The 13,947-nt window shown below is 37.8% G+C and carries 14 protein-coding genes; 7 read left to right on the forward strand and 7 right to left on the reverse strand.

All coding sequences use genetic code 11. The features are described from left to right. Positions 1-721, forward strand: a 721-nt coding sequence (locus PK547_00695; protein ID HPR91242.1) for a C39 family peptidase, incomplete at its 5' end; no start/stop codon positions are given. A 53-nt stretch (positions 722-774) separates the two neighbouring features. Here PK547_00695 and PK547_00700 read toward each other — a convergent pair. The 4 genes from PK547_00700 to rpmH all read right to left on the reverse strand — a co-directional run bounded on the left by PK547_00700 (position 775) and on the right by rpmH (position 2,502). Next, positions 775-1,236 (reverse strand): R3H domain-containing nucleic acid-binding protein, encoded by a 462-nt coding sequence (locus PK547_00700; protein HPR91243.1) that lies wholly within the window; start codon positions 1,234-1,236, stop codon positions 775-777. Positions 1,237-1,315: 79 nt separating this feature from the next. Then, positions 1,316-2,023 carry a YidC/Oxa1 family membrane protein insertase gene (locus tag PK547_00705; GenBank protein HPR91244.1) on the reverse strand — a complete coding sequence of 236 codons (708 nt, stop codon included), beginning with the start codon at positions 2,021-2,023 and terminating at the stop codon, positions 1,316-1,318. A 6-nt stretch (positions 2,024-2,029) separates the two neighbouring features. Next, a complete protein-coding gene (gene rnpA / locus PK547_00710; protein ID HPR91245.1) occupies positions 2,030-2,359 on the reverse strand; it encodes a ribonuclease P protein component in 330 nt (109 codons plus the stop codon). An 8-nt stretch (positions 2,360-2,367) separates the two neighbouring features. Continuing rightward, positions 2,368-2,502, reverse strand: a complete 135-nt coding sequence (gene rpmH, locus PK547_00715) for a 50S ribosomal protein L34 (GenBank protein ID HPR91246.1) — start codon at positions 2,500-2,502, stop codon at positions 2,368-2,370. Positions 2,503-2,668: 166 nt separating this feature from the next. Here rpmH and dnaA point away from each other — a divergent pair, with 166 nt between their 5' ends. The 5 genes from dnaA to PK547_00740 all read left to right on the forward strand — a co-directional run bounded on the left by dnaA (position 2,669) and on the right by PK547_00740 (position 8,827). Continuing rightward, complete coding sequence (gene dnaA, locus PK547_00720) at positions 2,669-4,042, forward strand: chromosomal replication initiator protein DnaA (GenBank protein HPR91247.1); 1,374 nt, start codon at positions 2,669-2,671, stop codon at positions 4,040-4,042. A gap of 277 nt (positions 4,043-4,319) precedes the next feature. After that, positions 4,320-5,444 carry a DNA polymerase III subunit beta gene (dnaN, locus tag PK547_00725; GenBank protein ID HPR91248.1) on the forward strand — a complete coding sequence of 375 codons (1,125 nt, stop codon included), beginning with the start codon at positions 4,320-4,322 and terminating at the stop codon, positions 5,442-5,444. 1 nt (position 5,445) lies between these two features. Continuing rightward, the gene (gene ruvC / locus PK547_00730; protein ID HPR91249.1) at positions 5,446-5,976 is read left to right on the forward strand and encodes a crossover junction endodeoxyribonuclease RuvC; all 531 of its coding nucleotides are present in this window, start codon (positions 5,446-5,448) and stop codon (positions 5,974-5,976) included. Between the two features lie 17 nt (positions 5,977-5,993). Continuing rightward, complete coding sequence (locus tag PK547_00735; GenBank protein HPR91250.1) at positions 5,994-6,254, forward strand: hypothetical protein; 261 nt, start codon at positions 5,994-5,996, stop codon at positions 6,252-6,254. 68 nt (positions 6,255-6,322) lie between these two features. Next, complete coding sequence (locus PK547_00740; GenBank protein HPR91251.1) at positions 6,323-8,827, forward strand: transglycosylase domain-containing protein; 2,505 nt, start codon at positions 6,323-6,325, stop codon at positions 8,825-8,827. Positions 8,828-8,870: 43 nt separating this feature from the next. On the opposite strand, the gene PK547_00745 is transcribed toward PK547_00740, so the two are convergent. From PK547_00745 to PK547_00755, 3 genes are all read right to left on the reverse strand, one after another. Beyond that, positions 8,871-9,149 (reverse strand): hypothetical protein, encoded by a 279-nt coding sequence (locus PK547_00745; protein ID HPR91252.1) that lies wholly within the window; start codon positions 9,147-9,149, stop codon positions 8,871-8,873. Between the two features lie 129 nt (positions 9,150-9,278). Next, a complete protein-coding gene (locus PK547_00750) occupies positions 9,279-9,995 on the reverse strand; it encodes a YebC/PmpR family DNA-binding transcriptional regulator (protein HPR91253.1) in 717 nt (238 codons plus the stop codon). A 446-nt stretch (positions 9,996-10,441) separates the two neighbouring features. Next, on the reverse strand, positions 10,442-13,378 hold the full coding sequence (locus PK547_00755; protein HPR91254.1) for an ATPase, T2SS/T4P/T4SS family: 2,937 nt from the start codon (positions 13,376-13,378) through the stop codon (positions 10,442-10,444). Between the two features lie 147 nt (positions 13,379-13,525). Between PK547_00755 and tsaE the strand changes: the two genes are divergently transcribed. Beyond that, on the forward strand, positions 13,526-13,947 hold a 422-nt coding region (gene tsaE / locus PK547_00760), incomplete at its 3' end, for a tRNA (adenosine(37)-N6)-threonylcarbamoyltransferase complex ATPase subunit type 1 TsaE (protein HPR91255.1).

A 13,947-nucleotide genomic window follows, 5' to 3' on the forward strand; every position in this document is an offset into this window, starting at 1 on the left:
CTTAGCGGGAATACTTTTGGAATTTATAAATCCCAATTTGAATAAATTGAGTGATGTTTTCAAACCTGATGCCGGAGTAGAATGCACCCAGGGTAATAATTTTAATAGTTCTTCTACTGCAGTCGCAGAATTGCCTATTTCAAATGGCGACAACGTTATTAGGGCAAGTTCTGGCTTTTCAGGAAATAATGGGGTCCCCTTATTCAAACAATATGATAGCAGGTGGGGGAAGCTTCCTTACCCAGATGATAAACATTTGTTTGCCGATAATGGCTGCGCGCCAACTTCAATTGCTATGGTTATAACAAAATTAACTGGTACCACGATCACCCCTGCAGATTTGTATGGTAAAATGAAAACCAACAATGCTTCCCTTAGTAACTATGTAGATTCTTATGGCAACAGCAAAAATTATGCTGGAATAGCTGATTTGTACGGAATCAGAACAACAGGGAGTTCAGACATGAAAAGTTGCTTAAGTACGGGCGGGATTGCAACCGCGGTTGTTAATGGAGGATACGGGCAAGACAACCCCTGCAAACAATTGCTCAACACTGATACCGGCGGCCACATGATCGTTATCACTGGCATTAATGATAAAGACGGATATCTGAATATAAATGACCCCTATTATGACAAAAACGAATACCATCACTACATTGCCGCTGAAGAGAATCTAATCAAAAGATGCGCTACGTCTATTTGGTGTTTTACTAAATAAATATTCTAATACAAAAAACAGCCCTTTATAGGGTTGTTTTTTATTTAGGCAAATCAAATAGTTATTTTTTTGGGTTTTACCACTACGTGCCTCATATCTCTTTCTCCTAATGACTCTGTCATAACCGCCTCGCTTGTGGCTAGTTCTGTATGAACAATCCTTCTCTCTCGGCTAGACATTGGTTGTAAAGCGACTGGCTTGTCCGTCAACATAACGGTTCTCTCCGCCTTATGCGCCAATTCCTTCAAAGACTCCTCTTTAAACGCATTATAGTTATTAGCATCTGCCGATAAACTTACCTCAGGACCAAACATCTTGGAGGCAACGAGACGGCAAAGGTGCTCTAAAGCATATAAATTCTCGCCATTATTGCCTATAAAAAGACCACTTTCTGTTAATTGAATATCTACTTTAAGGCGATGCTCTTCCGGTTCTGTCACAATAATTTCAGCATCTTTAAACCCGATGGTTTGTATTAAATGACTCAAAAATTCTTTAAAATTGTTTGTATCCATATTAATTTACTTATTGCGGCAATATTCGTGCGGGTTAGGCGTAAGACTGGCAATGAATGTGCACCCGAGGCAAACTTTATTATCTCTTATTAGTCAGCCAATCCTGAGCAAGTGATACCAAGCTAAACACTGCCCAATACAGATAAAGTATAGCATAAATGCTCTTATATAAAGAAAGAATCGCTAGAGGAAGAGTATACATCATCACTGTGCTCATTTGCATAGCCATAGGGCTATTAACATTTTGAGCTTTTTGCTTTTTGAGCATAAATTTCATTTGCACAGTCTGTATCACTGTATAGATAACGGCTAAAAGAAAACTATGGGAAGCCAAATTTAAACCCAAAAAAGTAAGATTAAGAGAGGCGCTTGTTACCGAAGGATAAAGCAAGGAAGTGACGAAAGACACTCTGGCTGGGTCCACCAGGTCCCTGAAGAGGCTATAGAATATAAACATGGCCACTACTTGAAAAATGCTAAAAGCAAAAACGGAAAAAGTGGCAGTAGGGTTTATATTATAATCCTTATATAAAGCCATCATGGCTTTTGCCATTCCTTCCTGGTCGCCCTTGTATTGTTTCTGAATCTTTTGCAATTCGGGCTGGATAAGAGCTAATTGTTTTTGTACCTTTTCGCTTTTCTCAAAAAGGGGCCAAAGTAACAAGCGAAATAATACAGTGAAAATAATAACCGCTATTCCCAAGTTGTTGCCGCAGAGATGCGCAAGAAAAACAATAAAGTTTAGGATGGGCTGGTAGATAGCCAAACTAAAAAGAGATTGAGTCATAATAATTTAATGAATAGCCGTAATAATTTTATCCGCTTCTTTCTGCAGCTGTTCCCTTGTAGGGAATATTTTTGAATTTTTGAAATAGACTATAATATCCCAATTGGGCATTTTACGTATCTCACTCTCCATAATACTGGCAAACACTCGCTTTAAACGGTTTCTATCTACGGCCCGCTTATAGCTCTTTTTAGGGATAATCAATCCGAGCCGGCCATGATTTTCAGTATTCCTCGCAATTTTGAACCAAAAAATTGGGCTATAAAAATATCGCCCCTCTTTAACCACTCTTTCTATATCTTTCTTGTGTTTAAGGCGATATTTTTTAGGCAACATAAAGGCTATTAGACTGTCAAACGCTTTCTCCCTTTTTGACGACGACTTTGGATCACCTTCTTACCCCCTTTTGAGGCGCTTCTTTTCAAAAAACCATGAGTATTCCTCCTTTTTCGTTTTTTGGGCTGGTAGGTTACAGACATAGATTAAAATTTAACTGTTTATCCCTGCTATTGTAGAATAAAATACCCCTTTTTGCAAATAAATACGCGATTTTTATTTTAAACTGTTTATCCACAAGCTATACCCTAAAAGGTGCTTGAGGTTGTTTGCTATTACATTTTTAAACAGTTATAATTGCCTAGAGATATGACTAACGAGGAAATTTGGAATATTGTTCTCGGAGAAATGAAGGTAACAGTTACCCCTGCTAATTTTGCCACTTGGTTCAAAGATACTAAATTTGAAACTAACGGCAAGGAAGGGGTTATTTTAGTTCCTTCTAATTTCGTTAAAGAGTGGCTACAAAGCAAATACAATAAAAATATCCTCAAGGCCGTAGTTAAACTACAGCCTCAAATTAAAGAATTAAGCTATAAAATTGACACAAATGCTTTTAAAAAAGCTGATTTAGAAACTAAAAAAACATCTAAAAAGAAAGAACCTGATGTTATTATAGAAGAAACCTCTTTGCCAGAGATTAGTTTAGACCCCGAAACCAATCTTAATCCTAAATATACTTTTGAAAGTTTTATTGTAGGCAGCCACAACGAATTGGCTCACGCCGCCGCTCAGGCAGTCGCTAAAAATGTGGGTACAAAATATAACCCCCTTTTTATTTACGGGGGGGTTGGTTTAGGTAAAACTCACTTGCTGCAAGCTATTGGCAATCAAATTAAGTCCGACAAGAATGGCAAAGGAAGGACTATCCGCTATATGAGCATGGAAAAATTTACTAATGATTTGGTGAATGCCTTAAGACAGCAAACAATTGATGAATTTAAAGAATCCTATAAAAAAATAGACGTTCTCCTCATTGACGATATACAATTTATAACCGGCAAAGAAAAAACTCAAGAAGAGCTTTTCCATATATTTAATACGCTCTATGAGCATAATAAGCAAATCGCCTTTACCTCAGACAGACCGCCCAAGGCCATTCCTTATTTGGAGGACCGTTTGCGGTCTAGATTCGAAGGGGGAATGATTGTAGATATAAGCTTACCAGATTTAGAAACCAGAATCGCTATTTTAAAGCTTAAGGCGCAACGCAAGGGGATTGCTTTTAGCGACAGTGTCTATAGCTATATTGCCGAAGCTATTCCCAGAAACATCCGAGAGTTAGAAGGGGCTCTAAATAGGGTTATCGCTTATTGCCAGTTAAAAAATATTGAACCGACAGTGGAAGATGTGAAAAAAATTTTAGGAAATATTTTAACTATTCCCAGCCGGACAATAGGTTTTAGCGATATTATTCGCGAGGTAGCCATGTTTTATAATATTCCCAAAGAAGAATTGCTGAAACGTTCGCGCCGTCAGGATATAGTAAAACCCAGGCAAATTGTCATGTATTTAATGAGGGAAGAAATGAAGAGCTCTTATCCATATATTGCCGAGAAGTTGAACAAAAAGGACCATACTACTATAATATACGCCTACGAGAAAATTTCCCAAGAAATTAAGAAAGACATTAATTTGGATAGAGAGATTACCACTTTAAGAGAAAATTTAAGAAAAGTTTAAGCTTTCTCGGTAAAATATTTGAGGATATAGTGTGGATGAAAAAAGCATAAACGAGGTATTAAAAGTTTACAAAAATATTTCCTCAAAAGATATTCCATTAGTTATACTTTTTATTCTTAGCTTATCCACTGGGAGAAAAAAATAAATCAAGGCCTAATTATCGATAGCTATTATCTCCGAGAGAATTTTCCACTGTTTTTCTCTATCTTAATAATAAATAATAAATTTCTTTATTTAAAATAATAAATTATTAAACTATTAAATACTTAAACATAATATGAAATTTACTTCCTTAGTTGAACCTTTAAAAAAGCAAATAAATTTGGCCGAAAAAGTCAGTGATAAAAAATTAACTTTGCCAATTCTTGGCAATTTGCTTTTAAAACCAGAAAATGGCCAATTAAAAATTTCTGCGACTGATTTAGAGCTTGGTTTAACCATTATTTTACCGGGAAAAATGGAAGATGGTCCGGGTTTAACTGTTCCTGCTAAAAATTTATCACTTTTTCTTAACAATCTTAACGAAGAAAAAATCACTCTAAGCGTCAAGGGGAGTATCATGCATTTGGAAAGCGGAGAGTACAAGGCTGATTTACAGGGGATGCCAGTTGATGATTTTCCTATTATTCCAGAAGTAAAGAATAGTGAATATATAGAAATAGACAAAAAAGATTTAAATGAAGGGTTAACTCAAGTTATTAATTCAGCTGGTTATCCAGTAGGCCGTCCAGAATTAAATAGTATTTTCCTAACTTATAAAAAAGGTGATTTAAGATTGGTAGCCACCAACAGTTTTAGACTAAGCGAAAAAATATTGAAAGATAAAATTGAATCAAATCTAGAAAGAGAAATAGAGATTATTGTTCCTATTAAAACTGCTCAAGAAGTTCTGCATATCATTAACGAGGGGGAACTAGACAAAGAGAAGGTAAGAATTTATATAGAAAGCAGCCAAATCCTTTTTGATTTTGGCAATATTAAATTAGTTTCCAGACTCATTGAAGGAAATTATCCTAAATATCAGAATATTATTCCTAAAGACTTCAAAACTAACGTCTCTGTAGATAAATTTGAATTATTAAATGCGGCTAAAATTGCCAGTATTTTCGCCAGTAAAAATAATGATATTAGCTTAACTATTGACAGCGCCGCTAATAACCTAGTTTTAGAAGCGCGTGATAGCAATATTGGCAATAACGAAACTACTATAAAAGGGGATATTACAGGCGATTCCTTAAAGATTTCTTTTAATTACAGATTTCTCATCGATGGCTTAAACTCTCTTAATGGCGATAAAATTAGTTTCGGCTTAAATAGCGAACTCTCGCCGGTAAGATTTAAAAGCTTGAATAGCGATGACTACCTCTATATTTTAATGCCCCTTAACTTAAATAATAATTAGTATGGTTATTTTAGGAATAGATCCTGGAACAACCCGTTTGGGATATGCGGTGCTTAATATAAACTATTCGAAAAGCCAAAAAAGTTATCGCTTAAAGCTGCGGGGTTATGGTTGTCTGGAGCCAGAAGAGCAAGAGCAGCCGCTCCGGTTGAAAGCTATTTATAATTTTCTTAAAAAAACGATAAAAAACTATAACCCGGATTATGTTTCTTTAGAGAACATTTTCTTTTTTAAAAACGCTAAAACTGTTATTCGCATTAGCGAGGCGCGCGGTGTTATTATCTTAGCGGCGGCTGAAAGCAAAACGCCTATACTAGAACTTACCCCGATAGAAGTTAAACAATTACTCACGGGATACGGAAGAGCTGATAAAAAAGAGGTAAGAAAAACAATTTGTAATATATTAAATTTAAAGCATCAGCCTAGGCTAGACGATACTTCTGATGCCATGGCGATAGCCTTTACTAGCTTTAATAAATTAAAGAAAATAGACTTTACATTGGATAAATTTTCGTGTAAGATAGACCAATAAATTATTTTTAGCAACCTATGAACTTGAAGGATGAACCCCAAAAAGGAGATATAAATTCTGAAGAAGAGACAGAAGCAACAGAAGAAGAAGTTTCTCCTGAGGAAAAAGACGCTTCTGTGAGAAAGAAATCACCTATAGTAACTGAAAGTAGCGATGATGATGAAGAGGCTCCTAGCAGTCTAGGTGGTGATGACGAAGAAGAGGAGGGGGATGAAGATGGTGATACTAGCGCCTATGAGGAATGTGATAAAGGCGGTTGTAAAGAAGAAATTTATTAAGTAGCCTATTAAAGCCGACCCTAAGGGTCGGTTTTTTAAATTAAGAGTTAATGATATAATAGGCGAGTATGATGAATATTTTTAAAAAGAATAAAAAGCATTCTACAGGGAAACAAATCCTCTTGGGCGCAGTAGTTTTGGCTCTTCTCCTTTTGGTTTATATTGGGATTTTATGGATTAACCTACCCAGCTATATCGATATTACTAGCCAGCGTTATATTCAATCTAGTAAAATTTACGATCGCACCGGGAAAGTCTTGCTTTATGAATTTTCTGGTGATCAAAAAAGAACTGTGGTTAGCCAAGAAGATATTCCCGATATAGCGAGAAAAGCAGTTTTAGCTATTGAGGACCATAACTTTTATAATCATGGCGCTATTGAGCCAAAAAGCATTGTCAGGGCCGTTATTTATGATGTTATGCACCCAGGAGAATGGCAAGGTGGTTCCACTATCACTCAGCAGTTAGCTCGGAATGCTTTTTTAACGACAAAGAAAACTATCGATCGGAAGATTAGTGAGATTGTCTTATCTTATAAATTGGAAAAGATATATACTAAGGACCAAATCCTTACGATGTATTTAAATCAGATTCCTTATGGGCTCCAGATCTATGGTATTGAATCAGCTGCGCAAACCTATTTTGGCAAATCAGCCAAAGACTTAGACTTGGCTCAAGCGGCTATATTGGCGGCGATTATTCAATCTCCGAGCAGATTGTCTCCCTACGGTTCCCATATAGATCTCTTAAAAGCGCGGCAAGAACGAGTTTTGGATAATATGGTGAAATATGGTTGGGCTACTAAGACCGAGGCAGAAGAGGCTAAGACCGAAAAATTGGTTTATCAACCACAAGCCAACTCTATGCTTGCCCCTCATTTTGTGTATTACGCCTTAGACCAACTGTCAGACCGCTATACCGAGGATGACCTTATCAATGATGGTTATAGCATTATTACGACCTTGGATGCTGATTTGCAATCTAAGGCAGAGGAGTTGGTGAGCAAATACTCGCAAACAAATAAAGAAGCTGGGGTAGGAAATATGGCTTTGGTAGCCGAAGACCCTAAAACTGGCGAGATTTTGTCTATGGTTGGTTCTAGCGATTATTACGATGTTAATAACCAGGGGAACTTCAATGCCGCTCTAGGCATTAGGCAACCAGGTTCAGCCTTTAAGCCCTTTGCTTACTTAGAGGCCTTTAAAAAGGGTTATTTACCTACAACCATTTTATGGGATGTGCCAACCAATTTTTCTACTGGTGCAACTCCCTATATTCCGCAAAATTATGATAGTTTATATCATGGAGCGGTAGATATGAGGCATGCTTTGGCGCAATCATTGAATATTCCTGCCGTTAAAACTTTATATTTGGCTGATATAGGAGATACCATAGATTTGGCTACTAAACTAGGCATAACTACGCTTACCAAAAAACCTTCCGACTATGGCTTGGCTCTAGTTTTGGGTGGTGGTGGTGTAAAGCTCGTAGATATGGTGGCAGCCTATTCTACGCTTAGCCAAGAAGGAGTAAAAATTAATCAATCGAGTATATTGGAAATTAAAGATAGCCGGGGGCAAGTTATTTATCAGCGCCCTACCCCCACGGCAGAGACAATTATAGAGCCGGAGCCAGTGAGGGTTTTGAACGACGTTTTATCTGATAATGAGGCGCGTTATCCCATTTTTGCTGCTAATACCCCATTGCAAGTAACTGGCTATAAAGTTGCTGTAAAGACTGGTACTAGCCAAGATTATAGAGATGCTTGGACAGTGGGCTATACGCCTACTATAACCGTAGGGGTTTGGGGTGGCAATAACGACTATAGTCCAGCAAAAGTAGGCGGTTCTGGAGAACGAATTGCAGCTTCATGCTGGCATGATTTTATAGTCGCGGCTATCAATAAGTTGGGAGCAGGGTCCTTTAATCCACCGCAAATTGTTTCAGTGAATAAGCCCATGTTTAACGATGATGCGCTTGTTACCAGGCAGGTCAATATCGATAGAACTACTGGTCAAGTAGCTGGTCCGCTTACTAATCAAAATAATATTGAAGTAAGAACTTATCAGGAAGTGCATTCCATCCTGTATTATGTAGATAAAAGCGACCCTACCGGCCCGATTCCCAATAATCCTCAAAATGACCCTCAATATTGGAATTGGGAAGGGCCAGTTCTGAATTGGGCTAGCCGTAATATTCCTAATTTTCAGAGTTATAATCAGACGCCGCCCAATACCTCTAACACGCCTCCGGCTGACGCTAAAGCGCCTACAGTTACCATTGAATATCCAAAAGACGGCGATTACATTAACACTGATTTTACTGTTGAAGCCAGTATCAATTCAAGTTATCCCATTAGTCAGGTTAGCCTTTATCTAAATGATTCTTTAGTGGGAACGCTGTCCCCAATAACTTTAGTTGACAGTGCGACTAATCAAAGTCGAATAGTTTACCGGTCTGCTCCTATCAGTTTTAGTCAGGTTCAAGAGCAAAATGAACTAAAAGTAGTAGCGGCCAATCAATATAATCAACAGGGGGCGGATAACATAATGGTTTTTAAAAATACCCCCTAAGACATAAACTAAAAACACCCGCTTATGGGTGTTTTTAATATATTTATTTGATTTTATAAAAAATATGTTTGGGCAAAGGCATTTTTAAAGATTGTTGCCACAAGAGGAAAAATTGAGTTTGCGATAATTTAAATTGATTAGCCGCTAACCTTTTGGCGCTTATCATTAAATTTTGATTTTTGTAATCTAATACCTGTAAGCCGGGCACAATTTGATCTACTGTATCCTGAATTTGTTGTAGCTCTTCTTGGGAGGCAAAATAGTTTGGCATGCCTAACCGTTGAGCGGCGGCTTTCAGAGAATTGAGGAGGGGGAGGAACATAGCAAATAAGTTTATAAAGTTAAAAGTTTATAAAGTTGTAAAGTAGAAACGCAGCAGTGCAAACAACCTTTCGAATTGTGAATTGTATATTTACTTTATATACTTTATAACTTGACGAACTTTAAAAGCTTATACAAGGACATTGTGAAAAACTTCGGCCACATCATCGTTATCCTCCAAGGCCTCGATGAAATCAGTAAAGGCCTTATAGTCGTTTTCTGAGTCCATGTCTATTTTAGTATCGGCGACATAGGCAATGTTGCTTTCTATAATAGGAATATCATTCTGGATAGCGCTCATGAGATTGCTTAACTTATCAGGTGCAGTATAAAGAATGACATTTTCGTCATCTTTGACAATATCATCCGTTCCATTCTCTATAGCCTTCAATTCCAAATTATCGTTCCATAGATTCAAACTGACTACAAGATAGCCCTTTTCTTTAAAAAGGTAGAGAACGCTTCCAGGGCTAGCCAATTTTGCATTATATTTATTTAAAGTCTGTTTTACGCTGCCTAATGCCCTATTTTTATTGTCCGTAATAGTTTTAATGAGAACCGCCGAACCGCCCGGTCCGTAAGCTTCATAAATGGTCTCGTCCATTTCTATGCCTTCGCTACCAATGCCGGAGCCCCTTTTGATTGCCCTTTCTATATTATCTTGCGGCATGTTGGCGCCCTTTGCCTTGTCGACCAACATGCGTAATTTAGGATTGCTTTCTAAATCAGGACCGCTTTTAGCGGCGGCGGTGATTAAGGAAATTAATTTAGAAAAACTTTTTCCTCGCTTGGCATCGGTTGCCGCTTTTTGATTTTTAATATTGGCCCATTTAGAATGTCCAGACATAAAAAGTATGCTTTAATTTAACGTCTCTATTCTAACACGAGAACACAAAATAAGAAATCAGCTTTTAAATTAGGCCGCAAATTGCTATTTTAATGTTTGTGAAAAAATTAATAGCCCAAAATGACTTGCTCTTGACAAAAATGTCTATTGGCCTATAATATAATGTGTCCCTAAGGGGATTTTATGTTCTCTGGTTTACCTCTTGACAAGTGTAAACTTATAGGATATAATAAAATAGTTCTTTAAAGTTATATTAGTCTCGGGGCAAACCAGGTACATTTTGGAGATAACCTGTTTGGAGTGATTGGTTGATGGGTATTCTGGATCCGTCTGGGATATGCCTTGCCGTACTCTTTTTGTCACCCTTGTGGTGATTTTCTTGCCTTGAGGCTAATGCAACTTTAGAGAGAAAAACGCGCCATTTAATGGCGCGTTTTTTATTTGTTTTACTCTATCCCTTTAAAACTATTCCAGTCGATTAACCCCCTGAGGACCTTAATAACGGCATCTTGTTTAAGCGAAATAGTTTTTTTAGCTATCTCTTTGGATAAATCTGAGGAGCCCAAGTGCTGAGAGAGGGAATCATCAAAAAATGCTAATTCAAAAATAGCCATAAAACCATTGTAACCGTCATTGCCGCATTCGCCGCATCCGCTAGGAGTCTTGAGATGGTAAGGTTGTTCCAATAGGGGCCCAAACGCAGGTTTCCAGGTGGGGGGAAAATGGAGCAAAGTTTCGTCTATAATTGAAATTTGCTCCTGAGTGGCTGTTGCTCTTTGGGCGCAAATGGGGCAGAGACGCTTTACCAGCCTTTGGCTAATAATCAATCTAACCGCTGATAAGTCTTGGGGGGCTATACCGAAGTTAAGCAAACGCTCAATGGCTCCGGCTGCATCGAGAGCGTGAACGGTAGAAAAAACCAAATGGCCTGTTAGGGAAGCTTGAACAGCTACTTTAGCAGTTTCGGCATCTCTTATTTCTCCCACAAGAATAACATTAGGATTTTGTCTCATTATGCCTCTAAGGGCTTTTTCAAAAGTATAATCCTTGCTTTCATCTATTTGCGTTTGGACTACTCCATCCAGATGATATTCAATGGGGTCCTCAATGGTTACTATTTTAATATCAGGTCGATTAATTTTTTGGAGCAAGGCAAAAAGAGTCGTTGTTTTACCGGAAGAAGTGGGTCCGGCAGTGAGAATCAGTCCTTGAGGTTTTTTAATCACTTTCGTGAGGCTGGGAATAAGTTCAGGCAAAAGTCCCAAGTCCTCCAATTTTAGCATTTGCATATTATCAGGAAGAAGCCGCAAGGAAACCACAGGACCATAACCTCCGGGAATAATGGAGACTCTTATATCAGTAGTTTTTTTAGACGGCAAAGTCACTTTAAATCGACCTTCAAGAATCTCTCCCTCTTCTTTAAGGCGCAAGCCAGTAATAGATTTAATGCTAGAAACTAGTCGGAAATAATCGCTACTATTTAATTGGCAAAGCAATGTAAGTCCGTTTTCTTCCCTTAGATAAATTTTTGCCATTTCTTTCTCGACCTGGCAATTAATATCGGTAGCTTGCCTGGTAACGGCGGCGCCTATAATATAATTTAATTTGGCAAGAGGCTCAAGACCGGCAATGATTTTAGTTAAATCCAGCTCTTTAGGAGGAATAGCTTGGATTTTATCTAATAGGCTTTGTTCTAAAAATAATCCGCGTCTTAAGGCGCTGTTAATAATGGTGCCATAGAGTCCTTCAATGTAATTAATGTCACCTGCTACTCGATAGACTTCCTCTAAACTAGTGATTCCTTCGATGGCTTTTAAGATACCATCGTGGAAGAGGGGTATCATGCCTTCCTCGATAGCTAACTGTCTTAAGTAATCTAAGCTGTTGTTTTGGCTAATGGCTTCATTGATGGCATCGGAGACTATAAAATTTTCAAAGAGTCCCAATTGCCCTATATAGCCTAAACCATGGCAATGTTCGCAGCCGACAGCTTTGTAAAATTGCGGAAATTTTTCAGGTAAGCTAACATGCGCCTCCGGAGCCAGAATAGAAAAGCTGTCTCTAATCTTTTGGGCAGTCGCATCATCTAAATCATAGGCCTGCTTGCAAAAAGGGCATAATTTTCTAATTAGTCTTTGGCCAATCACCAATTTAAGGGAAGAAGCAATGGCGTTTTCATTAACACCCAGTTCGAGTAAACGAGGAATAGCTCCAGCCGCTTCATTAGTATGTAGAGTGGATATCACTAGGTGACCGGTTAAGGCGGCTTGAGTGGCAATTTCGGCTGTTTCGTTATCGCGGATTTCGCCTATTAAAATAATCTCAGGGTCTTGCCGCAAGATAGTGGCAAGTCCACTTGCGAAAGTATAATTTTTGCTCTTGTCTACCTGGGTTTGATTAACCCCATTTAAATGATATTCAATGGGGTCCTCAATTGAAATTATTTTTAAATGAGGGTCAATCTTTTCCTTTAGAGCTGCGTATAAAGTGGTAGTTTTTCCTGAACCCGTGGGTCCAGTGGTGAGGATTAAGCCATTAGGAGCGCTAAAAACGCTTCTAATTTTATTTAATTCCCAATCGTTAAAACCTAAATTATTTAATTTAAGATTGATTTTTTCTGGGTCCAAGAGACGCATGACTATATTTTCCCCCCAATTGCCAGGGAGTACGGAGACTCTTACTTCTAGAATATTTTGGTTATCAACAATGGTGAAACGCCCATCCTGCGTCTTCACGGCAATATTTAATTTAAGGCCAGAAAGCAGTTTAAAGCGATCAATTAATTTTTGCCCTAATTGTTTTTCTATAATGCCCCCGTCATAAAGCAATCCATCAAGCCGATAACGCAGGGTTAGGGAGTTTTCGTTAGACTCTAAATGGATATCTGAGGCTTTCAGGCTTACCGCGGTCTTTGTTATAAGAGATATGAGGCTTGAGGGGTCTGCAGTGTTTTTTAGAACCATTTCTAACTGCTTAAGGTCTAATTCTTGGGTAGCGCTGATATCAATTTTTCCCACCAAACTGCTTTTGGGCGGGGTATAGAGGTCATAGGCGCGAAGAGCGGTAAGGAAACTGTCTTTAGAGGTAATATAAAGAGCGATAGTATAACCTTGGCTTCTGAGTTTGTCTAAACTGCTTGTAGTCTCAGCGCTTTGGGGATTCAAAACAGCCACCTTTAAAGTAGCTTGTTTTTTATCAAAAACTAATAGGCCACCTAATTTGGCCTCACTTTCTGGGAGCAAACCAGCTATTTCGGGCTTTATATTCAACCGGTTCAAACTAATATAGGGGAGGTGCAATTTAATGGCTAAATTTTTAGCGAGACGTTCCTCTCCCAAATTGTGAAGCGTATCTAAATTAGTTTGTTTCCTTAGATTGATCATTGAATTAGATTTTAGTCTTTAAATAATTTTCTGTATTTGCGATGAGAATATGAGATAACCTTTCTCTTCAAACTAATTTTAACACAAACCTATAATAAAAAAAGCTCTTATTAGCCAAGAAATAAGTATTTTGGTATATTGTAGTTAATGAGCTTAGACAATTTTCATTTTCAAACCAATTCCCCAGAAGAAACTATTAAATTAGGCGATTTTTTGGGTGGCCTACTAGTCCAAACTGATTCAACAAAAGCTACAGTAGTCGCTTTAAACGGAGTTTTAGGAGCGGGCAAAACGGAATTAGTAAAGGGTTTGGCAAAATTTTTGGGGGTGAAAGAAAAAATTCTTAGCCCTACCTTTGTTCTTGCTAAAGAATTCAAATGTTTTAAGAAACCTTTTAAAAAAGTCTGGCATTTAGACTTATACCGCTTTAATAATTATGCTGATTTAAAGGCTTTGGATTGGCAGGATATCATTAAGGATAAAAACAATCTGATACTAGTAGAATGGGCAGATAAATTTAAAGAATTGTCTGCAGATTATGAAGTAACTTTGAAAGTAATGGGAGAGCA

The organism is Candidatus Paceibacterota bacterium (assembly GCA_035404205.1).
Lineage (GTDB): Bacteria > Patescibacteriota > Minisyncoccia > UBA6257 > JAVHQB01 > JAVHQB01.

Excerpts from the sequence above, each read along its gene's own strand:
- PK547_00700 (HPR91243.1), bottom strand. The coding sequence starts at position 1,236 with ATGGATACAAACAATTTTAAAGAATTTTTGAGTCATTTAATACAAACC.
- PK547_00705 (HPR91244.1), bottom strand. The coding sequence starts at position 2,023 with ATGACTCAATCTCTTTTTAGTTTGGCTATCTACCAGCCCATCCTAAAC.
- rnpA (HPR91245.1), bottom strand. The coding sequence starts at position 2,359 with ATGTTGCCTAAAAAATATCGCCTTAAACACAAGAAAGATATAGAAAGA.
- rpmH (HPR91246.1), bottom strand. The coding sequence starts at position 2,502 with ATGTCTGTAACCTACCAGCCCAAAAAACGAAAAAGGAGGAATACTCAT.
- dnaA (HPR91247.1), top strand. The coding sequence starts at position 2,669 with ATGACTAACGAGGAAATTTGGAATATTGTTCTCGGAGAAATGAAGGTA.
- dnaN (HPR91248.1), top strand. The coding sequence starts at position 4,320 with ATGAAATTTACTTCCTTAGTTGAACCTTTAAAAAAGCAAATAAATTTG.
- ruvC (HPR91249.1), top strand. The coding sequence starts at position 5,446 with ATGGTTATTTTAGGAATAGATCCTGGAACAACCCGTTTGGGATATGCG.
- PK547_00735 (HPR91250.1), top strand. The coding sequence starts at position 5,994 with ATGAACTTGAAGGATGAACCCCAAAAAGGAGATATAAATTCTGAAGAA.
- PK547_00740 (HPR91251.1), top strand. The coding sequence starts at position 6,323 with ATGATGAATATTTTTAAAAAGAATAAAAAGCATTCTACAGGGAAACAA.
- PK547_00745 (HPR91252.1), bottom strand. The coding sequence starts at position 9,149 with ATGTTCCTCCCCCTCCTCAATTCTCTGAAAGCCGCCGCTCAACGGTTA.
- PK547_00750 (HPR91253.1), bottom strand. The coding sequence starts at position 9,995 with ATGTCTGGACATTCTAAATGGGCCAATATTAAAAATCAAAAAGCGGCA.
- PK547_00755 (HPR91254.1), bottom strand. The coding sequence starts at position 13,378 with ATGATCAATCTAAGGAAACAAACTAATTTAGATACGCTTCACAATTTG.